Origin of the sequence: Patulibacter sp. (genome assembly GCF_030655195.1) — a bacterium.
Lineage (GTDB): Bacteria > Actinomycetota > Thermoleophilia > Solirubrobacterales > Solirubrobacteraceae > Patulibacter.
This window is the reverse complement of record NZ_JAURWA010000195.1, coordinates 72314-92159: the sequence shown is the minus strand read 5'-3', so window position 1 is coordinate 92159 and position 19846 is coordinate 72314. Positions and strand designations below refer to the sequence as shown.

General features: G+C 75.5%; 20 protein-coding genes. 6 read left to right on the top strand and 14 right to left on the bottom strand.

Features of this window, described 5'->3' with window-relative positions:
* Positions 1–126 precede the first annotated feature (126 nt).
* Positions 127–534: a PaaI family thioesterase gene (locus tag Q7T67_RS21000; protein WP_304794700.1), complete on the top strand. Its 408-nt coding sequence runs from the start codon at positions 127–129 to the stop codon at positions 532–534.
* 80 nt (positions 535–614) lie between these two features.
* Positions 615–893, top strand: a complete 279-nt coding sequence (locus Q7T67_RS20995; RefSeq protein WP_304794697.1) for a hypothetical protein — start codon at positions 615–617, stop codon at positions 891–893.
* A 96-nt stretch (positions 894–989) separates the two neighbouring features.
* Here the strand turns inward: Q7T67_RS20995 and Q7T67_RS20990 are convergent, their stop codons facing one another.
* The 9 genes from Q7T67_RS20990 to Q7T67_RS20950 form a co-directional block, all read right to left on the bottom strand.
* The gene (locus Q7T67_RS20990) at positions 990–1364 is read right to left on the bottom strand and encodes an MmcQ/YjbR family DNA-binding protein (protein ID WP_304794695.1); all 375 of its coding nucleotides are present in this window, start codon (positions 1362–1364) and stop codon (positions 990–992) included.
* A gap of 50 nt (positions 1365–1414) precedes the next feature.
* Positions 1415–1999 carry an NAD(P)H-dependent oxidoreductase gene (locus Q7T67_RS20985; protein ID WP_304794692.1) on the bottom strand — a complete coding sequence of 195 codons (585 nt, stop codon included), beginning with the start codon at positions 1997–1999 and terminating at the stop codon, positions 1415–1417.
* 162 nt (positions 2000–2161) lie between these two features.
* The gene (locus Q7T67_RS20980; RefSeq protein ID WP_304794689.1) at positions 2162–2434 is read right to left on the bottom strand and encodes a GlsB/YeaQ/YmgE family stress response membrane protein; all 273 of its coding nucleotides are present in this window, start codon (positions 2432–2434) and stop codon (positions 2162–2164) included.
* Between the two features lie 200 nt (positions 2435–2634).
* Positions 2635–3573 carry a PAS domain-containing protein gene (locus Q7T67_RS20975; protein ID WP_304794686.1) on the bottom strand — a complete coding sequence of 313 codons (939 nt, stop codon included), beginning with the start codon at positions 3571–3573 and terminating at the stop codon, positions 2635–2637.
* A 32-nt stretch (positions 3574–3605) separates the two neighbouring features.
* Positions 3606–4718: a PAS domain-containing protein gene (locus tag Q7T67_RS20970; protein WP_304794683.1), complete on the bottom strand. Its 1113-nt coding sequence runs from the start codon at positions 4716–4718 to the stop codon at positions 3606–3608.
* 304 nt (positions 4719–5022) lie between these two features.
* Positions 5023–6090, bottom strand: a complete 1068-nt coding sequence (locus tag Q7T67_RS20965) for a phosphotransferase family protein (protein WP_304794680.1) — start codon at positions 6088–6090, stop codon at positions 5023–5025.
* Positions 6091–6115: 25 nt separating this feature from the next.
* Complete coding sequence (locus Q7T67_RS20960; protein WP_304794677.1) at positions 6116–6643, bottom strand: nucleoside deaminase; 528 nt, start codon at positions 6641–6643, stop codon at positions 6116–6118.
* A 53-nt stretch (positions 6644–6696) separates the two neighbouring features.
* Positions 6697–7482: a DUF1295 domain-containing protein gene (locus Q7T67_RS20955; RefSeq protein WP_304794675.1), complete on the bottom strand. Its 786-nt coding sequence runs from the start codon at positions 7480–7482 to the stop codon at positions 6697–6699.
* Between the two features lie 36 nt (positions 7483–7518).
* Positions 7519–8544 carry a hypothetical protein gene (locus tag Q7T67_RS20950; RefSeq protein WP_304794673.1) on the bottom strand — a complete coding sequence of 342 codons (1026 nt, stop codon included), beginning with the start codon at positions 8542–8544 and terminating at the stop codon, positions 7519–7521.
* A 464-nt stretch (positions 8545–9008) separates the two neighbouring features.
* Between Q7T67_RS20950 and Q7T67_RS20945 the strand changes: the two genes are divergently transcribed.
* The 3 genes from Q7T67_RS20945 to Q7T67_RS20935 all read left to right on the top strand — a co-directional run bounded on the left by Q7T67_RS20945 (position 9009) and on the right by Q7T67_RS20935 (position 11414).
* Positions 9009–9377 carry a Na-translocating system protein MpsC family protein gene (locus Q7T67_RS20945; RefSeq protein WP_304794670.1) on the top strand — a complete coding sequence of 123 codons (369 nt, stop codon included), beginning with the start codon at positions 9009–9011 and terminating at the stop codon, positions 9375–9377.
* A 178-nt stretch (positions 9378–9555) separates the two neighbouring features.
* Entirely contained in the window at positions 9556–10230 is a 675-nt protein-coding gene (locus Q7T67_RS20940; protein WP_304794667.1) for a GNAT family N-acetyltransferase, read from the top strand.
* Positions 10227–11414: an FAD-dependent oxidoreductase gene (locus Q7T67_RS20935; RefSeq protein ID WP_304794664.1), complete on the top strand. Its 1188-nt coding sequence runs from the start codon at positions 10227–10229 to the stop codon at positions 11412–11414. The genes Q7T67_RS20940 and Q7T67_RS20935 overlap by 4 nt, the downstream gene beginning before the upstream one ends.
* Before the next feature lie 16 nt (positions 11415–11430).
* Here the strand turns inward: Q7T67_RS20935 and Q7T67_RS20930 are convergent, their stop codons facing one another.
* A complete protein-coding gene (locus tag Q7T67_RS20930) occupies positions 11431–12309 on the bottom strand; it encodes a universal stress protein (protein WP_304794661.1) in 879 nt (292 codons plus the stop codon).
* Entirely contained in the window at positions 12306–12428 is a 123-nt protein-coding gene (locus tag Q7T67_RS20925) for a hypothetical protein (RefSeq protein ID WP_304794658.1), read from the bottom strand. The genes Q7T67_RS20930 and Q7T67_RS20925 overlap by 4 nt, the downstream gene beginning before the upstream one ends.
* Positions 12429–12634: 206 nt before the next feature.
* Between Q7T67_RS20925 and Q7T67_RS20920 the strand changes: the two genes are divergently transcribed.
* Positions 12635–13552, top strand: coding sequence for a universal stress protein (locus Q7T67_RS20920; protein WP_304794655.1), 918 nt, complete (start codon positions 12635–12637; stop codon positions 13550–13552).
* A gap of 46 nt (positions 13553–13598) precedes the next feature.
* Here Q7T67_RS20920 and Q7T67_RS20915 read toward each other — a convergent pair whose 3' ends face one another.
* The 3 genes from Q7T67_RS20915 to Q7T67_RS20905 form a co-directional block, all read right to left on the bottom strand.
* Entirely contained in the window at positions 13599–14090 is a 492-nt protein-coding gene (locus tag Q7T67_RS20915) for a universal stress protein (RefSeq protein WP_304794652.1), read from the bottom strand.
* Between the two features lie 90 nt (positions 14091–14180).
* A complete protein-coding gene (locus Q7T67_RS20910; protein WP_304794649.1) occupies positions 14181–16976 on the bottom strand; it encodes a cation-translocating P-type ATPase in 2796 nt (931 codons plus the stop codon).
* Positions 16963–19746: a cation-transporting P-type ATPase gene (locus Q7T67_RS20905; protein WP_304794646.1), complete on the bottom strand. Its 2784-nt coding sequence runs from the start codon at positions 19744–19746 to the stop codon at positions 16963–16965. The genes Q7T67_RS20910 and Q7T67_RS20905 overlap by 14 nt, the downstream gene beginning before the upstream one ends.
* Positions 19747–19846: the final 100 nt, after the last annotated feature.

The window sequence follows — 19846 nt, the reverse complement described above, 5'->3', positions numbered from 1 at the left end:
GATTGCCAAGGAGTTGAGCCAGGCATTGCCACCCGCGCCGCGCCCTGCGCGGACGGGGCCTCGGTGGCACCCCCGCCCCGAGCGCCCGTCACCGGTGGCGACGCGCCCACCGGGTAGCGACCCCGCATGCCCGCCGACCCGCCCGTCCCCGCCGGATTCGTCCCCTACACCGACGCCGGGGCGTTCCTCGACCACGTCGGGCCGCTCCACGTCCGGGAGGAGGACGGCACGCTCGGGGCCCGCGTGCGGGCCGAGCACCTCAACGCCGCCGGCACCGCGATGGGCGGCTTCCTGGCGACGGTCGTCGACGCCGCGCTGGGCCACGCGATCCGTCGCGCCGCCGACGGCGAGCCGAAGGTCGCGACGGTCTCCCTGACCACGGACTTCCTGCGACCCGGCCCCGAGGGGGCGTGGATCGAGGCGCGGACCGCGGTCGAGCAGGTCGGCGGCGAGCTCGCGTTCGCCGACTGCTCGCTGCACGCCGCGGGGGACGAGATCGTGCGGGCCCGGGCGGTCTTCGCCGTCCGGTCGTAGCGGTGGGACGGCCCCGGGGGAGCGCCGTGGCCCTCGTCACAGATCGCATCCGCCGCCCTGCCCGACCCGATGTACCTCGTATGGACGTTCGAGTCGATCAGACGTCGGGACAGCGGCAGCGCGCGGCCGAGCGCGCGGTCCTGTCGACCTCCTCCATCGGGCTCCTCGCCGGCGCGCTGGGTACCCTCGCGGACGGCGCGGGGCCTCCGGACGACCGGCGCGCCGCGGCCGCCCTCGCCGCTCGTGACCTGGAGCGCCACCTCGACGACCTGAGCGACTCCGGGGACCCCGAGGACGACCAGGTCGTGCTCGAGGTCGAGGCGGTCGTCGAGCGGCTCCGTCGGGCGGCCGTCGGCTGAGGATCCGGCCGGGCCGCGGTCGGCCGCGGTCGTCGGCGGCGACGAGCCGTGCGGCCCCCGCGACCCTCCCAGCTCCCGCCTCCGTCGGGGCGGCCGTCAGCTCTCGTCGTCCTCGACCTGCCGGGCCAGCCGTGCCGGGGCGACGGTGACGAAGGCGTCGGCGACGAGCTCGGCGAGCCCGTCGCGCGTGAGCCCGCGATCGAGGTGGACGCCGATCCAGCCGCGGTGCCCGACGTAGGGTGGGACGAAGAAGGCGTCGGGGTCACCGTCCACGAGTGCGGACTGCGCGCCGTCGGGGGCGGCGAGCCAGACCGCGATGCGGCCGTCGCCGTGGTGGTCGACGAGGTGGGCGGCGAACATCCGGCCCTTGGACCCCGCGAAGAACGCCGGGTTGCCGTGGCTGGTCCGCTCCTCCGCCTCGGGGAGGCCCAGGCAGATCGCGCGCACGTCGTCGGGGTCGAGGGTCGGCATGCGTCGAGCGTAGAGCCGGGCCGGGAGCCGGTCGAGGGCCTCGTCGGGCGCTACTCGCCGATCGCCGCCGCGATCGCCGTGACGGCGGTCTCGAGCCCCTGGGCGACCGCGGCCGCGTCCGTCGACTCCGCGTCGTGGAGGAACGAGGTCCTGCCGCGACGGATGCCGCAGAAGTCCAGGATGCCGACCTCGACCTGGGTGCGGAACGCGTCGGCGTACCCGTGCCGGGCGAACGACTCCGCCGAGGTGCCGGAGACGGGCAGGAGATGCGCCGTCAGGTCGGTCAGCCGCGGGGCGATCCGGTCGTCGACGAGGCCGAAGGCCCAGCCGGCGACGAAGACGCGGTCGATCCAGCCCTTCAGCAGCGCCGGCATCGACCACCAGTAGACGGGGAAGACGAGCACGAGGTCGGAGGCGCCGTCGACGCGACGTTGCTGGGCACGGATGCCGTGGTCGGTGGAGCCCCGGCCGCGGTAGGCGGCGAGGTCCTCGGTCGTGAACCGCGGGTCGAAGCCCTCCTGGGCGAGGTGGGCCATCCGGGTCCGCCCGGGCCCGACGAGGTCCCGGAGCGCTCCGGCGGCCCGGTGCGTGAGGGAGTCGGTGTCCGCGTGGGCGGTGACGATCAGCGTCGACATCGCCGTAGATGGTGGCGGACGCGGGGCGGCGCCCCGTGGGGAGCGGCGATCCGGGCCTTCGGCGCGCCCGACCCGCGCCTCCGGACCCGGGTGGGTGGGAGGCGCGCGGGTGCGCGGTGCCGCCGCCCGGCCCGTGCGGGCCGGGCGGCGGCGGGGGTGCTGCTAGCGGTGCGCGGCCGAGCGGTTGCCGACCAGCGCGCTGTAGGCGAACAGGAACACGAGGGCGCCGACGATGGCGGTGATCCACGTGCCGATGCTGAAGAACTCGTCGATGCCGCCGATGCCGATGGCGGAGGCGATCAGGCCACCGACGATCGCGCCGACGACGCCTACGACGAGCGTGCCGAGCAGACCGTTGGGCTCAGGGCCCTTGTGGATCGAGCGGGCGATGAAGCCGGCGATGAGGCCGAGGATGAGGAAACCGATGATGCCCATGAGGGGCTCCTTCGAGGTTGGGGGGCTCCGCGAGACGCGGTGTTCCGCGAGGTGCGGCTTCTCCAGCACTACCCGGACGACGGCGGTCTATCGCGCTGGAACCCCGATTCCCCAAGGAACGAGGCCCCGGGTAGATCATTCGTCGAGGGCCTGGCCCGAATGCGCCCCGGTGCAGGCGTCTTCGGCGGATCGTCCGCGCGTCAGCCGCCCCGGCCCGCCGGTGCGCTCGCGCGGTCCTCGGCCGCCGGCGCCGCCGGGTCCGGCACGTCCCGGTCCCCGGCCGCGGACGTCCCGGTCCGCGTGGCCGGCGTCGCGTCCCGGCGCGCGGCGGTCGGTGTCGTCGGAGGGGTCTCGGCCGCCGGCGTCGCGACCCGGTGCGCCGGGCCGACCGGGACACCGTCGTCCGGGCGCACCCCGCTGCCCCGGGAGAGGCGCTCGCCGGTGATCGTCACGTGCAGGTCCGGGAAGCCCGCGGCGAGCGCGCCGTAGGTGGTCCCCAGCGCCTCGAGCAGCTCGTCGTCGGTCTCGCCGCCCTGCACGACGACGAGCCCGTGGTCGGTGCGCCCGAGCATCGCGGGGGCGGGGAACAGGCCCTGCAGCGTCGACGCCGCGCGGGCGAGGTCGGCGTCGCGGTCGCGGGAGGGCTCGTCCTCCAGCCGGACGCGCACGACCGTCACGCCCCGTCCCTCGGCGACCATCTGCCGGGCGTGCGACTCGATCGCCTCGCCGGTGAGCACCCCCGTCAGCGCGTCGTGCGTGGCGCGCGAGCCGAGCACGGCCGCGGTGGTCCGCGCACGGGAGACGTCGGTGTGCGCGACGACGGCGCCGACCCCCGCCACGCCCACGCGGGTCGCCGTCAGCCGGAACCAGCGCAGCCGGTCGGGCGCGTGGCAGTCGTACTCGTGCTCGAACCGCTCGCGCCGGCCCTCGACGACCTCGCGGATGCCGCGGCTCACGTCGTCGGTCCGTCCGTCGTCCGGCCCGTCGTCCCCGACGGCCAGGTAGTCCACGCCGGTCCAGTCGCGATCGCCGCCGTTCTCGCGGGCGAACCGGCGCCAGGCCGCGTTGGTGTGGAGGATCCGACCGTCCTCGCCGAGCACGACGACGTGATCGGGTACCGCGTCGAGCGCGGCGCTCATGGCCCGTAGGGGCTCCGGAACGTCGCGCAGCATCAGCAGGCCACCTCCACGGCGACCCCTGGGCGCAGCTCGACCACCACGCCGTTCAGTCCGACGCCGGACCGCACGGCGGTCAGCCGGGCGGACACGTCGATCCACTCCCCGTGCCGTCGCCGCACGCGCAGGCCGTCGAGGTGGTGGTCGCAGCGGTTGTCGATCATCTCGGTCAGCGCCCTCTCGAGCACGCGGGTCTCGTCCGGCCGGGTGCGGTCGAACAGGTTGGAGGTCAGCATCGTCGCCTCGTCCTCGTCCAGGAGGGCGAGCATCGCGGCGTTGACGCGGGCCCACCGGCCGTTCGGGGCCAGCAGCCCGAACGGGGTGTCGGACGCGTCGAGCACGGCGGCGAGGACGGCGGTGGACTCGGCCAGCGCCCGCTCCGTGACCCGCTGGCGGGTGACGTCCCGGACGGTGACGGTGCCGCCGGTGACGACGCCGTCGTCCGTGACGGGGCGGAAGGTGGCCTCGTAGGTCGCAAGACCCGCGGCCAGGGGCACGTCCATGACGCGGGTGCGGCCCGCGAGGGCGTCGGCGTAGGCGGGGCGCAGCAGCCACCACGTCCCCGCGGGGACGACGTCCTTGGCCGTCCTGCCGCGGAGCTGCTCGAAGTCGTGGCCGAGCCGGCGGTGCATCCCGCCTGCCGCGGCGGTGAAGCGCTGCTCCAGGTCGAAGTGGAGGACCGACACGTCGTCGCACTCGTCCAGGGCCGCGGAGGCCGCGTCCCGGCCCGTGGGCGCCACCCGCGGACCGTCCGTCGCCCGCGGACCGTCCGTCACGGGCGGACCGTCGGCGCGGGGTGTGCGCGGTGCGTCGTCGGCGCCCGGGGCGGGACGGGCCCCGGCGAGCTCGACGACGATGCGCCCCTCGGACGCGGTGCAGGAGACGACGCGCTGGCGGAACGCCGACCGCAGCTCGCTGGCCAGCGCGACCGGGCGCTCGGCGTGGGCCTTGAGGTGCGCGGTGTCGCCGTGCACCCGGTCGACCGCGGCACGGTCGATGCCCCGGATCGAGGAGACGGCGTCGAGGGTCTCGCGCAGCTGGGCGGACGAGGAGATCGGACGGACGACGATGCCGACGTCCCCGATGGTGAGGGTCGAGACGGAGAACATGGGGACGGTGGGGGAGTCGGCGCGGAAGGCCGGCGGTCCGACTCCGGCGGAGCCCGACACCACCGGCCCCTGGATCCGGGGCCTGTCCTCCTCGTCGGACGATCCTGCGACGCCCGGTTGCGAATTGCACAGCGTCCGGACGGATGGCCCCCTCGGCGCGTGGACGGTCCGTCGACCGGCCGGTGATCGGCCGGTGATCGGCCGACCGCCGGGAGGCGTGCACGCCGGGCGCGCGGGGCCGAACGAGGCGGCCGTCGCGTCCCGGCCCGTGTCCCGTCCGGCCCCTTCGGCTCCCTCCGGCCGCTCAGCCCCGCAGCGTCGTCGCGATCCGCTCGGCCCGGTCGGCCAGGCTGTCGAGCGTCGGCTCGAGGACGTCGGGGTCGGCGTTGGCGTTCTCCGGCGTGTCGCGGAAGCGGCGGATGACGCCTTGCAGGATGATCGCCAGCTTCCAGCAGCCCTGGGCCTCGAAGAACGGCAGGCCGTCGAGCGGGTCGCCCGTCGCGGCGGAGTAGGCCTCGGCCATTTCGGCGCGGGTGAGGAAGCCCTCGGCGCTGGTCGGCGCGTCGCTGCCGCCCAGCGCCCAGTCGCTCGGGTCGCCGGACTCGATCCAGTACGTCATCAGCGTGCCGAGGTCGGCCACCGGGTCGCCGAGGGTGCAGAGCTCCCAGTCGAGGATCGCGACGACCTCGCCGTCCGCGCCCAGCACGACGTTCTCCAGCTTGTAGTCGCCGTGGACGACGCCGACCCGCCGCTGGTCCGGGACGGCTGCCGCCAGCAGGTCGCGGACGCGGTCGATCGCCGGGACCTCACGGGTCTTCGACGCCTCCCACTGGCGCCACCAGCCCTTGAGCTGGCGCTCCGCGTAGCCCTCGTGGCGGGAGAGGTCGCCCAGGCCGACCGCGTCGACGTCGACGGCGTGCAGCTCGGCCAGGGCCGCGACCATCGACCGGCTCGCGGTCGCGCGGTCCTCCGGCGAGAACGCCTCGAGGTCCGCGTTCCCCGTCACGACGGTGCCCTCGGCGAGCTCCATCAGGTAGAAGGGCGCGCCCGTCACGGCCTCGTCCTCGCACAGGCCCAGGGGCTCGGGGACCCGCACGCCGGCGGGGTGCAGGGCGGCGAGCAGCCGGTGCTCACGGACCATGTCGTGGGCGCCCCGCAGCCGCGGGCCCAGCGGCGGTCGGCGCAGGATCCAGGCCGCCCCGGCGGTGTCGGCCACCCGGAACGTCAGGTTGGATCGTCCGTCGCCGATGCGGGTGAACGTGAAGGGCGCCGCGGCGGCCGGCAGCACGTCCTGCAGCCACGCCGTGACCTTCGGGACATCGATCCCGGACGGTCCCATCGGTGGAGTCGGCCCCTGCGTCCCGTCGCTCATCGGGCAACGGTCCCACGTCCGGCGCTCAGGCGTCGGCGTGGCGGGCGGTGTACTCGCGGAAGGGGCGCGTGGGGTCGTCGGGCTCGAGCTGCTCGGCGCGGAGCGCGCGGTCCTTCGGGTCCTTGGCGAACTCGTCGTAGAACGTCCGCAGGCGGAAGAGCGCGTTGCCGTCCTCGTAGTGCTCGTCCTCCTGCTCGCGCGTCGCGCCGTGGACGAGCCGGTCGGGCTGGGCGTAGTACAGCGCGCCGAGGCACATCGGGCATGGGTAGGCGGTGACGAAGACGTCGCAGCCCTCGAGGGTGTCGCGGCCCCTTGCGGCGAGCTCGCGGATCGCGACGACCTCGGCGTGGGCGGTCTTGTCGCCCGACTGCGCGACCTGGTTCCTGGCCTCGGCGAGCACCTCGCCCGTCGCCGCGTCGACGACCACGCAGCCGAACGGACGGCCGCCCTCGTCGACGTTCTGCAGCGCCAGGTCCCAGGCACGCCGGACGTGGCGGGCGTCGTCGGACGGGGAACCGGGCGGAGGCGTGGGGCGGGCGGCGTCGTCGGTCATGTCAGGGGAGTCGATGGTGGGGTCGCGCCCGAGCGGGAACCGTCGCCGGAACGTCAGGAGCGGGGCGGGAGGGGGACGAACTTCGAGGTGCGGCGGACGTACGCGGCCTCCTCGTCGGAGGACGTGTCGTGGTCGTCCTCGCCCGTGCCCCGGACGAGAACGAAGGTCATGACCGCCGGGCCGATGAAGGTCCACCAGGTGCCGCCGGCGGTGGCCGCGACGAGCCAGATGCCCCACCAGGCCAGGGCGTCGCCGAACTTGTTGGGGTGGCGGCTGTAGCGCCACAGCCCCGAGTCGAGCACCGAGCCGTCCTTGGCCGCCGAGTGCCGCCGCTTCTGCTCGTCCCCGAGCGCCTCGATCACGACGCCGATCGCCCAGACGACGATGCCGACGAGGACCAGGGCGCCGACGTCGGCGTCGGACTGCCCGGCGACCTGGATCGGCAGCGACACGAGCAGCACCGCGACGGCCTGGGTCCCGAAGATCACGACCAGGCTGTAGACCGCGAACCGGTGGCTCTGTCGCTTGCGGATCGCGGCGTACCGCGGGTCCTCCTCGTCGTGCCGGCGGAAGCGGGCGAAGAGGAAGCCACCGAGCCGGACGCCCCACAGGGCGGTCATCGCCAGGAGGATCCAGCGCAGACCGGTGTCGCCCTCGCCCGTCACCGCGACGATCGCGGCGACGAGGACGAACGACAGCCCCCAGAACGTGTCGACGATGCCGACGTCCTCGATCCGGACGCTCACCGCCCAGACGGCGAGGAAGAGGGCGACGACGGCGACGGCCACCCACACCGAAGGGAGTCCGGGGAGGAGCAGCGACGCGAGCACCCCGGACATCTGCCCGATCGGCCGGGGGCGGACACACGGACCTTCCTACGGGAACAGCGGTGCGGTCCAGCCGATCGAGACCGTGCCCGAGGCGTCGGTGCCACGTGTGAGCAGGCGGCCCGTCGCGGGGTCCAGCGCGGGCGCGAGCGCGAGGCCGGTGTCGTCGGCCGGCGATGCGGCGGTGACGGTCCCGACCTTGCCGCGGCGGATCGGCGTCCGCACGGCCCGCGGGCCGTCCGGGAACCCGCCCTGGTAGGTCACGAGCGCCGAGCGGTCATGCGTGAAGCCCGCGGCCGCGACGGGGGAGAACTCCCCGTCGTTCTCGAGCACCAGGCCGGTGCGGTTCCAGCTGCCGCGCGGTGTGCCGAAGGCCCACTCGGCCCGGGCGTAGACGCCGGTGCCGTCGCTGACGGGGCGCGTGGTCTCCACCGCGACGCGGTTGCGGTCGGCGACGACCTCGTCCCAGGCCTCGCCCCGCCGGGAGTCGCGCAGCTTCGTCGCGCGGCCGATCGACGTGCCCGTGAGGGTCGCGCGCCAGAGGCTGGAGGTGCTGCGGGAGGTCGTCTTCGCCGCGTGCAGCGTGTAGTACAACCGCCCGGCGTCCAGGCCGACGCCTCCGATCCGCAGGCCACGGCGGGTGCTCGAGATCGTCCGGACCGCCCCGGTGTCGAGGCGGACCAGGCGGAGGGTGGAACCCCCGTCGGCCAGGCCGGCGCGGACCGCGGCGACGGGCGTGCCGTCCTTCGCGGTGCCGACCTCGAGCTGCTGGACCTGGGCCGAGGAGGGACCGGGCAGCGTGGCGACCTGCGCCGCGGCGCCGTCGCGGAGCGTCCACAGCACCGGCGGCGCGCCGTCGGCCTGGACGATCCACGCCTGCCGGCCGTTGCCGACGGAGGCGAGGACGGTGCCCGGGGCGGCGGGCTGCAACGGCTCCTGCACGGTGACGGGGGCGGTCGCCGCGGAGGCGGAGGCGGCGGAGACGAGGGTCGCGGCGGCGACGGCGGCGAGGACGGCGGGCCGGCCGGTGCGACGGAGGGGGCGGGGATTCGGCGTGCTGGTGGGACGGGACATGACTGTTGAGACCGACGCGGGCCCGGAAAGTTGCACGCGCCAAGCGATCCTGGCGGGTAGGCGCTCGCGCGTCGGGGTGCCCCACCCGCGCGGTCCCGCCGGCCGCCGGCGAGGCCCGGATGGTTCGGCTTCCCCACGAGGGGTACTTGAAGGGTGGTACGAGGAGCGGTCCGTCCGAGCCTCGCGCAAGCCGAACGACGTTCGGCAAGGCGGCCGCCTTGAGATCCGGGGCGGCCGTCCCCGGATCCGCAGGACGGCGTCGCCGGTCCCCGCCGATTCGGCCCGCTCCTCCCCGCGACCTGCGAGAGTCCGCCACCACGAGGGGTTCCGGCGCGCGCTGCGGCGACCGTCGGGCGATGCGTGTCCGGCTCTGGGCCCTCGCCCTCCTCGTCCCGTGCCGGGCGACCACGCGGAGGGCGGGAGAGGGCCCCGTGCCCCATCAGGTCCAGGACCCATCGCAGGGCGTGAGGACGGAGCTCAGCTCCGCCATCGTCCGGATCACCCGCGACTTCACCGGCCGCGGCCCCACCCACTCCCGGACGGTGATCGATCGCGAGGCGGTCTTCGTGCTGCTGTTCGACTCGCTGACCCGCGGCGAGCAGGTCCTCGTCGAGCACGGGGAGCAGGAACAGGTCCTCGAGCTGCGGCGGACGTTCCAGAGCACCATGCGCGGCTCGTACACGGCCGCGATCGAACGCATCCTCCGGCGCGAGGTGACGTCGTTCCTCAGCGCCAACAGCGTCGAGCCGGACGTGGCGTCGGAGATCTTCCTGCTCGGCAGGACGCTTCCCGCGGAGGCGGACCCCGCGACGGCGGCCGCCGGACCCGGCTGAGCCCCGGCACGGCGGGCCGTGGCGTCCGGCGACGGCGGCGTCGGGAGGGGCGAGCACCCGTCAGGCTCCGGGGGAACTACGCGCGCGGCGCCGGGGACGACACGGATGACGCGGCGCGGCCGAGCCGCGAGCATCGGCGGAGCGACGCGACAGCCGTCCGTCATCCCGAGGAGCCCGCATGAAGGCCGCGACCCATCGCACCACCGACCCTCGCTCCGCGGACCTTGTCGGCACGTCCAGGCACACGCTGAGCACCGGCGAGCCCGTGCTCGTGCGCGACGTCGTCCCGGGCGACGAGGCCCGGCTGCTCGGGCTGCTCGAACACGTCACCGGCGACTCCCGGTGGTTCCGGTTCTTCACCGGTGGAGCGGACATCCACAAGGCTGCCGCGATCGAGGCCCGGGGCGACGGCGACCGGGGACCGGGCGTCCTCGTGCTGTCCGGCGACGGGGCGACGGTCCTCGGGCACGGCATGTGCGTCGATGCCGGCGGGGGAGAGGCGGAGGTCGCCTTCGAGGTCGCCGACGGCCACCACCGCCGCGGCGTCGGCGGGATCATGCTCCAGCACCTCCTCGTCCGCGCCCGGGCCGACGGGTTCACCGGCGTCGTCGCCGAGGTGCTGCCGTCCAACCGCGACATGCTCGATCTGCTCGCATCGTCGGGCCGGGAGCTGCGCAGCACGACCGCGGGCGGGATCCGCAGCGTGCGGATCACCCTCGCGCCTGCGCCCCGCGCACCGGCGTCCGCGGCGGCACCGGTGTCGTCGCATCCCGTGGTGCCGGCGTCCGGTCCCCCGGACGCGGTCGCACCGGCTCCCGGGGGACCGGCCGACCCGGCGGGGACGTCCCGGTGACGTCGATCCCCGTCGGCTCCGGCCGGCGTCCGCGGGTCCTCGTGGCCGGCGGCGGCGTCGCGGCGCTCGAGGTCTTGCTCGCGCTGCGTGAGCATGGCCCGACGTCGTTCCACACGACGCTGCTCAGCCCGGACGACCGCTTCCGGTACCGGCCGCTCAGTGCCTACGCGGGGCTCGCGCCGGACGCCTCGCGCACCGTCGACCTGGCGCGGTTCGCCGCCGCCGCGGGCGCCGGACTGGTCTGCGACCGGCTCGCGACCCTCGACGCGGAGGCCCAGGTCGCCCGGACGGCCCACGGCGGCGCGATCGCCTTCGACGCGATGGTGCTGGCGACCGGGGCGATCCAGGGTGAGGGGCTGCCGGGCGCCATCACCCTGGGCGCACCGGGCGACGAGACCGCGCTCGCGATGCTCGTCGAGCGGGTCCGGGCGGGGACGGTGGACCGGGCCGCGGTCGTCGTGCCCTCCGGCGTGGCGTGGTCGCTCCCCGCCTACGAGCTGGCGCTGCTGCTGCAGCACGCCGCCCCGGACGGGCGGACCGCGGTGGTGGTGGTCACCCGCGAGGCCCGTCCGATGGAGATGGCCGGCCGCGAGTTCTCCGACGCCGTCACGGCGCTGCTGGACCGTCGCGGGATCGCGGTCACGACGTCGACGGCCCCGGACTCCTTCGACGAGGGACGGCTGTGGCTGCCTCTGGAGGGCGCCCCGGAGGTCGACGCGGTCGTGGCGCTCGCCCGTCCGCACGGTCCCTCCCTGCCGGGCCTCCCGTGCGACGACCGCGGGTTCGTGGTCGTCGACGCACGCGGTCGCGTCCCCGGCCTCGCCCGGGTGTGGGCCGTCGGTGACGTCGCCGCGCACCCGGTCAAGCAGGGCGGATTCGCGGTCCTGCAGGCGGACGTCGCCGCCGGTGACGTCGCCGACCGCCTCGCCTTGACGGGTCACGCGCCCCGCCCGTCGGTGCCGCCGGTCCTGCGGGCCGCCCTGCTCGACGGGACGGGGACCCTCTACCTGCGCACCGAGCGGGTGGACGGCACGCTTCGGACGACGGTCTCGGACGGTCCGCTGTGGTGGCCGCCGACGAAGATCGCCGGCGGTCGCCTCCCGTCGTGGCTGGCGGCGTTCGACGCGCACGGCGCGGGCGACGCCGGCGGACCCGCGGCGCTCCTGGGGGCCGGCGGGGCCTGAGGGCGGCGCGGCCGGGTCAGGCGAACACGGGGGGCGAGGTCCCCGGCACCGCGTCGCTGTCGGGCACGACGAGGACCGCGCAGCTCGCTCGCCGCACGACCTTGCTCGACACGCTGCCGAGCAGGATGCGCAGGACCGTGCCGTGCTTCCTCGAGCCCAGCACGAGGAGGTCGACCTCGCGACCGAGTTCGAGGATCTCGCGGGCCGGGTCGCCGGACTCCAGCCGCGGGTCGACGGTGAGCACGCCCCGGACCTCGGCGACCTCGCTGCTCAGCAGGTCCCGCGCGTCGGGGCGTGGATCGCCGTATCCGCCGGCGGTGCCGTACATGGCGTAGGGGTGGGTCGTGTCGAGGACGGCGAGGACCTCCAGGCTCCCGTGGACGTCGACGGCCAGGGCGCCCGCGGCGCGGAGCGCGCGGCGGCCGGCCGGGAGACCGTCGAACGCCACGCCGATGCGGCCGACGACCGGTGGGTCGCCGGCGGGGCCCACGAGCACGGCGCACGGCGCGCCGTGCAGCGTCGCCTCGGCGTCGCTGCCCAGCAGGACCTCGCCGATGCCGTGGTGCCGGCTCGCCCCGACGACGACGAGGTCCGCCCCGGTCTCCGCGGCCAGCTCGTGCAGTCCGGCGGCGACGCCGAGCGCCGTCGGCGTCACGAACTCGGCGTCCGCGTGATCGGCGAGGGCGGCGCGGGCGGCGAGCAGCGACCGCTCCGCGTCCGTGCGGACGAACGAGAGGTCGCCGACGACGCCCGCCATGGCGGCCGAGGTGGGGAGGACGGCGATCCCGGCGACGACGATCGCCGCGTCGGGTGCCGCCAGCTGCCGGGCGATCGCGAGCGCCGCGAGCGCTTCGGGCGATCCGTCGAAGCCGACGACGATGCGACGGAAGCTCATGAGGTCGCGACGGCCCCGGCGCCCGTCGTGGTGGTGGGGCGGGCGGCGCCCCCGTGGCCGTCGGGGTCGTCCGTGCGGGTGACGTCGCCGTGATGGGCGGCGTCGGGTCGGGGTTCCATGGGGTCCTCGGTGTCGCGATCCGGTCGACCCCGACGCTACGGCGACCGGGCAGCCCCGCCATCCGGAGCACCTCCGGACCACCGCCGGTAGTTGCCCGCACCGCCCCGCGGCTGCGGGAGAGTACGCGGCGGTTCGCGGCCCGTTCCCGATGGCGCCCCGCCGCTCGGCGCATACGTTCGAAGCACCTCGAACGACGGAGCGCTCCATGACGCAGGACATCATCGCGGGATACACCGACACCGCCGGCGGCCGGGACGCGCTCGCCCTGAGCGTCGTCCTCGCCGACCTCGACGACGCGAGCGAGCTGACGGTCACCAGCACCTACCTCTACAACCCGCCCGTCGAACCGGCGGTGCCGGCCGGGTGGCGCAAGGACCTCAAGGCCCGGGCGGACGACGACCTCGACCGCGCGCGGGCGACGCTCGGCGACCGGCCCCGGACGACCGTCGTCCCCTGCTGTGGCGTCTCCCCGGCCGACGGCCTGCACCGGCTGGCGGAGGAGCTCTACGCATCGACGATCGTCGTCGGCGTCAGCCACACCCACGGCCTGGGCCGGATCCAGGTCGGCAGCGTCACGGAGCAGACCATCCACGGGTCGCCGTGCGCGGTGGCCGTGGCGCCGGCGAACTACGCCGACCGCGCGGGTCGGCGGATCGAGAGCATCGCCGTGGCCTTCAACGGCTCCGAGGAGTCCTGGTTCGCTCTGCTGAGCGCGGGCGAGATCGCGAAGGCCGCCGGTGCGCGGCTGACGATCCTCGGCGCCGTCGAGCAGGCCGCCGTCTGGTACGGCTCCTACGTCGGGCCGGACGACGTCGCCGCCGTCCGCACGATCGTCCGGGACGAGCTGGCCGTCGCCGCGGGCGAGCTCCACGGGGTCCGGGACGTCCGTGTCAGGGTGCTCGACGGCATGCCCGTCCGGGCCCTCGCGGAGGCCAGCGCGGGCGAGGACCTGCTCGTCCTCGGCTCCCGTGGCTTCGGTCCGATGCGTCGCGTGCTCCTCGGCAGCGTCAGCTCGCACCTGGTCCGGGACGCGAGCTGCCCGACCGTCGTCGTGCCGCGTGGTGTCGCCCGCCACCCGGGCGACGGCCGGGCGACCGCCGCCGTGGGTGCCGCGCAGGTCTGATCCCGGGCCGTCGGAGCGGGCCCCCGCCCGTCCGGGTCGGCCGGGCTCAGCCCCGGTCGGTCCCGGTGGCGCGGCGTTCGGCCAGGGCCGGCGACGGGACGATCAGGATCGCCCGGTCCGCGTGCTGCACCAGTGCGTTGGACACGCTGCCGAGGACGAACGACGCGAAGCCTCCGCGGCCGCGGGTCCCGGCCACGACGAGGTCCGCGTCGACCGCCGCGGCGGTCACGAGCAGGGTCTCGGCGATGCTGCCGACCCGCGACTCGGACCGCGGGCGGGCGACCAGCCCGGCCTCGACGGCGAGCTCGACGCCCTCGTCGGCGCTCTCCCGCGACTCGGCGAGCTTGGCCTCGTCGATCTCGGTCTCGACGACCGTGCCGGCCATCAGGGTGCCCATGCCGAAGGTGCTGTGGCGCAGCGCGTCGACGAACGGCTCCCACACCGAGACCACGGTCGTGGTCGCGCCGGGCATCAGCCGACCGACGTGGGCGATCGCCTCCCGGGCGTCGTCGGATCCGTCGTAGGCCACCAGAATCATGCGTCACTCGCTTCGTCGTAGATCCCTCCGAGCGTCGCACCGCGGATGACCGGCGCCATCCGTAGACCCGCCGGGCCGGGTCGCGGCGAACTACCCGGCCGCCGCGGCGCTCCGGCGCCGCCGTCCGTGCACGGCCTTGTCGAGCTCGACCCCGGCGAGGTACGCCGCGGCGACGCCGAGCACCAGGAGCCAGTGCGCCGCTCCGAGGGGCTCCAGCCCGAGCAGGTCGCGCAGGACGGGCACGGTGACGAGCACCACCTGGAGCGCGACGGTCAGGGCGACGGCACCGACGAGCGCGCGGTTGGAGAACGGGCCGAGTCGGCGCAGCGAGACCTGCTCGGACCGCATGGCGAAGCCGCCGGCGAGCTCCGCCATCGCGATCGAGGTGAAGAGGACGCTCTGCCACGCCGCGTCGCCGGCGTCCCAGAGGAGGTACGCCGGCACGAGGACGAGCACGGTGAGCAGGGCGCCCCGGGTGAGGATCCGCACGCCGCGGTCGGCGCCCAGCAGGCTCTCCCGCAGCGGGGTGGGCGTCCGGTCCATGACGCCGTCCTCGGGACGTTCGACGGCGAGCGCCATCGCCGGGAGCCCGTCGGTCACGAGGTTCAGCCAGAGGATCTGCAGCGGCAGCAGCGGGATCGGCATCCCCGCGAGCGGCGCGAGGACCATGACGCTGACCTCGGCGACGTTGCCGCTGAGGATGTTGCGGATGTACTTGCGGATGTTGTCGAGGACGACGCGGCCCTCGCGGACCGCCCCGATGATGGTCGAGAAGTCGTCGTCGAGCAGCACCATGTCGGCGGCGTCCTTCGTGACGTCCGTGCCGGTGATGCCCATCGCGACGCCGATGTCGGCCTGCTTGAGCGCGGGTGCGTCGTTGACGCCGTCGCCGGTCATGGCGACGACCTCGCCGCGGCGCTGCAGGGCCTCGACGATGCGGATCTTGTGCTCCGGCGAGACGCGCGCGTAGATCGCGGTCTCCCGCACCACGCGGTCGAGGTCCGCGTCGTCCAGCTCGTCGAGCTCCGCCCCGGTCCGGGCGCCGGCGTCCGCACCGGGGAGGCCCAGGTCGCGGCCGATCGCCGCGGCGGTCAGCGGATGGTCGCCCGTGATCATCACGGCGCGGATGCCGGCGGTGCGACAGGTGGCGACGGCGTCCCGGACGCCCGGCCGGACCGGGTCGACCATGCCCACCAGCCCGACGAACGTGAGGTCCCGCTCGAGGGCGCCGTCCTCGGGGACCTCCGGTCCGTCGGCGGGCCAGGCCCGGACGGCGAGGCCGAGGACGCGGACGCCGTCGGCGGCCAGGGCATCGGCGCTGCCGCGGACCCGCGCCCGGAGCGCGGCGTCGAGCGGGTGGGCCACCGGCCCGACGGCCACGGTGGTGCACCGTGCGAGCAGGCCGTCGACGGCGCCCTTCGTGAAGCTCACCGCGGCGGGCGCCCCGAGCGTGCCGCGCGGGCCCGGCAGGTCGAGCGTCCCGAGCGGGTCGCCGGCGGCGTCGTCCGCGCCGGGGCCGTGCGGGGCCGCGGGACGACGGTGGACCGTCGTCATCCGCTTGCGGTCGGAGTCGAACGGCAGCTCGAACCGGCGGGGCCACGCCCGGAGGAGCGCCGCGTGGCGCAGGCCGTGGCGTCCGGCCGCCGCCACGAGCGCGGTCTCCGTCGGGTCGCCCAGCAGCGCCCCCGCCTCGTCCTCGGTGGTGTCGTTGCAGAGCGCGATTCCGGTGAGCAGCAGCCGGATCGTCGGGGACGCGTCGGTGCGGAGGTCGTCCGCCCCGCCGGCCGCGGGGGTGTCCAGCGTCCGCCGCTCGCCGGCCACGTCCAGCACGGTGACCGTCATGCGGTTCTGGGTGAGCGTGCCCGTCTTGTCGGAGCAGATCGTCGTCACCGACCCGAGCGTCTCGACCGCGTAGAGGCGACGGATCAGCCCGTCGCGGCGCAGCATCCGCTGGGCCCCCAGCGCGAGGGTGATGGTGACGACGGCGGGCAGGCTCTCCGGGATCGCGGCGACCGCGAGGCTGACGCCGGTCAGCAGCAGCACGTCGAGGTGCTCCCCGCGCAGCAGGCCGAGGACGAAGACCACGAGGACGATCGCGCCCGCCGCCGAGGCGAGCCGGCGGACGAGGACGTCGAGGCGGCGCTGCAGCGGGGTCTGTCCGGGGTCGGCCCCGTCGAGCAGCCCGGCGATGCGTCCGAGCTCGGTGTCGGACCCCGTGGCGGTCACGACCAGACGGCCGCGGCCGGCCGTCACGCTGGTGCCGGCGTAGGCCATCGAGGCGCGCTCGGCCAGCGGCGTCGCGGCGGCGACGGGCCGCGGGTGCTTCTGCGCCGGGGCGGACTCGCCCGTCAGGGCGGACTCGTCGACCCGCAACGCCATCGCCTCAAGCAGGCGCCCGTCGGCGGGGACGCGGGCGCCGGCGTCCAGGAGCGCGACGTCGCCGGCCACCACCTCCGCGACGGGCAGCTCGGCGGACGCCCCGTCACGGACGACGGTGACCGACGGCGCGGCCATGGCCTGCAGCGCCGCCATCGCCCGCTCGGCCCGGAACTCCTGTCGGAACCCGATCCAGGCGTTCAGGAGCACGACGACGAAGATCACGCCGGCCTCGGCGAGGTCCCCGAGCACGGCGGAGAGGACGCCCGCGCCCGCGAGCAGGAGGAGCATCGGGGCGGTCAGCTGGGTGAGCAGGATCGCCAGCGGACGCACGGGCTCCCCCGTGCGCATCGCGTTCGGCCCGTCGCGTCCGAGGCGCTCGCGGGCGTCCGCCCCAGCGAGTCCCGACGCGACGTCGGTGGCGGTCCAGGAGGCGACGTCCGCGCCGTCGAGCGCGTGCGGCGGGGACTCGGCCGTCCCGGGCGACCGCGTGGGGCTAGCCGTGGACACGGACCACCTCCGTGGGTGCGCCGGCCCGGCGCCGCACCGCGGCCCGGCGCAGCTCGTCGCTGCCCCAGACGACGAACGGGAACGTCAGGAGGATCGCCACCTCGGCGACGCCCAGGGACGCGGTGCGGAAGACGTCCTGGAGCGGCGGCAGCCAGATCAGCGCCGCGGCGAAGACGAGCTCGAACGCGATTCCCCACAGGAGCATCGGGTTGGTGAACAGGCCGATCTGGCGCAGCGACGCGCGGCTCGTTCGCGCCGCGAACGCCGTGCCGACCTGGCACATCGTGATGCCGGCGAAGGTCATCGTCGTGGCCTGCAGGTAGGCGCCGTGCAGGTCGGTCCCCGGCCCGGTCGCGTCGCCCGGCGACCAGCCGGCGCGCACGAGGACGAAGAAGAAGCCGCCCATCACGAGGACCGCCTCGAGCAGCCCGAGCCAGAGCCAGGCGCGGACGAGCATCGACCGTGTGAGGATGCCGCTGGTCCGCGGACGAGGCGGCTGGTCCATGAGGCCCGGCTCGGCGGGCTCCCGGCCGAGCGCGAGGGCCGGCAGCGTCTCCGTGCCCAGGTCGATCGCGAGGATCATCAGCGCCGTCAGCGGCAGCGGGATGTTGCCGCCCGACAGCGCATAGAGCAGGAACGGGATCATCTCCGGCGTCGCGTGGGCGAAGATGTAGACGACGAACTTGCGGATGTTGTCGTAGACCGTCCGCCCCTCCTTGACGGCGGCGACGATCGACGCGAAGTCGTCGTCGGTGAGGACCATGTCGGCGGCCTCGCGGGCGACGTCGGTGCCCGAGGCGCCCATCGCGATGCCGATGTCGGCGCGGCGCAGGGCGGGGGCGTCGTTGACGCCGTCGCCGGTCATCGCGACGGTGTGGCCCTGGGCGCGCAGGCCGTCGACGATGCGCAGCTTCGCCTCGGGCGAGCTGCGGGCGACGATCAGGTGCGGCGAGTCGCGCAGCACGCGGTCCAGGCCGGCGTCGTCCAGCGCGTCGAGCTCGGGGCCGGTGACGACCTGCGCGTCGTCGCCGTCGACGATCCCGGCCTCGCGGGCGATCGCCCCGGCGGTCAGGCCGTCGTCGCCGGTGATGACGATGATGCGGATCCCGGCGCGGCGGCAGTCCGCCACGGCGGCGGGAACCTGAGGACGCAGCGGGTCGCGCATGGCGATCAGGCCGAGGAAGCAGAGGCCGGACTCCGCGAGGTCGCGGTCGTCGGCACGGTCGCGGGAGACGTCAGGTGCGTCGCGACCGGCGATCCCCAGGACGCGCAGGCCGTCGGCGGCGTAGGCGTGGAACGCGGCGGTGACGGCAGCGACGCCCGCGGCGTCCAGCGGGCGCTCGCCGCCGTCGGCGGTGCGCACGGTCGTGCAGTGCTCGAGGAGGCCCAGCGGGGCGCCCTTGGCGTGGATGCGGGCGGGTCCGGCTGCGGCGCGGTCCAGCGTCGCCATCCGCTTCAGGCGCGCGTCGAAGGCGAAGAGCCGCAGGCGGTCGCGGTCCCGCGCGTCCTGGATCGCGGGGACGTCGACCCCGAGCTCGGCGGCGGCGAGCAGCAGCGCGCTCTCGCTCGGGTCGCCGCTGCGCGACCACCCGGTGCCGTCGCGGGTCAGCGTCGCGTTGTTGCAGAAGACGGCGGCGCGGAGGAGCTCGGTGACCGGGGGCGTGGCCGTCCCCGAGGGGATCGCCGTGATCACCCCGTCCTGCCAGAGCGACGTCCCGGTCATCCGGCCCTCGGTCAGGGTGCCGGTCTTGTCGGTGCAGATGACGTCGGTGGAGCCGAGCGTCTCGACGGCGGTGAGCTTCTTGACCAGCGCGCGGCGCCTCGCCATGCGGCGGACACCGACCGCGAGGGCGAGGGTGATCGTGGGCAGCAGCCCCTCGGGGACGTTCGCGACGAGCAGGCCGATGGCGAAGACGCCCGCATCGGACAGGCTGAGCCCCGCGACGAGGTGGCCGACGACGAAGAACGCGACGCCCAGCCCGATCGCCACGAGGGCGATGAGCTTGGCGGCCTTGTTCACCTGACGCTGCAGCGGCGAGCTCTCGGTCACGACGGTCTGCGACAGTGCGGCGATCCGGCCGAGCTGGGTGTGCATGCCGGTGCCGTAGACGACGGCCTGGCCGTCGCCGCCGGTGCAGAGCGTGCCGGCGAAGACGAGGTCCTCGGCCTCCAGCGGCGGGGCCGGTGGCCCGATCCGGCGCGCGGTGCGCGAGACCGGTTGCGACTCGCCCGTCAGCGGCGACAGGTCGACCTCGACGTCGCCGGAGATGAGCCGGGCGTCGGCGGAGAGCCGGTCGCCCTCGGCGAGCAGCAGCAGGTCGCCGGGGACCAGGCTGGTGGCCGCGACCTCGACGAGCGCCCCGCCGCGGCGGACCCGCGCCGTCGCCGGGAGCAGGTCGCGCAGCGCCTCGGTGGCGTGCTCGGCCTGACGCTCCTGCACGAACGCGAACGCGGCGTTCAGGACGATGACGACGATGATCGCGGCCGCCAGCGCGTAGGACGAGGTGAGAAGCGACAGCCCCGCGGCGAGCCACAGCAGCAGGGCGAGCGGGTGGACGAACTGGTCCACGACGGCCCGCCACCACGGCGGGCCGGTCTCGCGTCGGATCTCGTTCGGGCCGACCTGCAAGAGGCGGCGGGCCGCCTCGCGCTCGTCGAGGCCGCCGGTGCGCGTGCGCAGGTGCTCGAGCAGGCGCGTCGCGTCCTCCTCCGGGTCGACGTCCTGACCGGGGTGCCTGTCGGCTTCCCGGACGGTGGCCGTGTCCTGCATCGGGCCCTCCTCGTGGTACTCGGTCGGGCGGTGTCCCGGCGGTCTCCCGCACTCTGCGCGGTCGGCGCGGTCGTGGCATCCGGTGCCCGCCACGGTCGTC

Bases quoted from the DNA above. Each gene is read 5' to 3' on its own strand.
- Q7T67_RS20980 (WP_304794689.1), bottom strand. From the start codon at position 2,434: ATGGGCATCATCGGTTTCCTCATCCTCGGCCTCATCGCCGGCTTCATC.
- Q7T67_RS20940 (WP_304794667.1), top strand. From the start codon at position 9,556: ATGAAGGCCGCGACCCATCGCACCACCGACCCTCGCTCCGCGGACCTT.
- Q7T67_RS20965 (WP_304794680.1), bottom strand. From the start codon at position 6,090: ATGAGCGACGGGACGCAGGGGCCGACTCCACCGATGGGACCGTCCGGG.
- Q7T67_RS20990 (WP_304794695.1), bottom strand. From the start codon at position 1,364: ATGCCGACCCTCGACCCCGACGACGTGCGCGCGATCTGCCTGGGCCTC.
- Q7T67_RS20970 (WP_304794683.1), bottom strand. From the start codon at position 4,718: ATGTTCTCCGTCTCGACCCTCACCATCGGGGACGTCGGCATCGTCGTC.
- Q7T67_RS20950 (WP_304794673.1), bottom strand. From the start codon at position 8,544: ATGTCCCGTCCCACCAGCACGCCGAATCCCCGCCCCCTCCGTCGCACC.
- Q7T67_RS20960 (WP_304794677.1), bottom strand. From the start codon at position 6,643: ATGACCGACGACGCCGCCCGCCCCACGCCTCCGCCCGGTTCCCCGTCC.
- Q7T67_RS20915 (WP_304794652.1), bottom strand. From the start codon at position 14,090: ATGATTCTGGTGGCCTACGACGGATCCGACGACGCCCGGGAGGCGATC.
- Q7T67_RS20930 (WP_304794661.1), bottom strand. From the start codon at position 12,309: ATGAGCTTCCGTCGCATCGTCGTCGGCTTCGACGGATCGCCCGAAGCG.
- Q7T67_RS21000 (WP_304794700.1), top strand. From the start codon at position 127: ATGCCCGCCGACCCGCCCGTCCCCGCCGGATTCGTCCCCTACACCGAC.
- Q7T67_RS20975 (WP_304794686.1), bottom strand. From the start codon at position 3,573: ATGAGCGCCGCGCTCGACGCGGTACCCGATCACGTCGTCGTGCTCGGC.
- Q7T67_RS20925 (WP_304794658.1), bottom strand. From the start codon at position 12,428: ATGGAACCCCGACCCGACGCCGCCCATCACGGCGACGTCACCCGCACG.
- Q7T67_RS20920 (WP_304794655.1), top strand. From the start codon at position 12,635: ATGACGCAGGACATCATCGCGGGATACACCGACACCGCCGGCGGCCGG.
- Q7T67_RS20905 (WP_304794646.1), bottom strand. From the start codon at position 19,746: ATGCAGGACACGGCCACCGTCCGGGAAGCCGACAGGCACCCCGGTCAG.
- Q7T67_RS20985 (WP_304794692.1), bottom strand. From the start codon at position 1,999: ATGTCGACGCTGATCGTCACCGCCCACGCGGACACCGACTCCCTCACG.
- Q7T67_RS20995 (WP_304794697.1), top strand. From the start codon at position 615: ATGGACGTTCGAGTCGATCAGACGTCGGGACAGCGGCAGCGCGCGGCC.
- Q7T67_RS20955 (WP_304794675.1), bottom strand. From the start codon at position 7,482: ATGTCCGGGGTGCTCGCGTCGCTGCTCCTCCCCGGACTCCCTTCGGTG.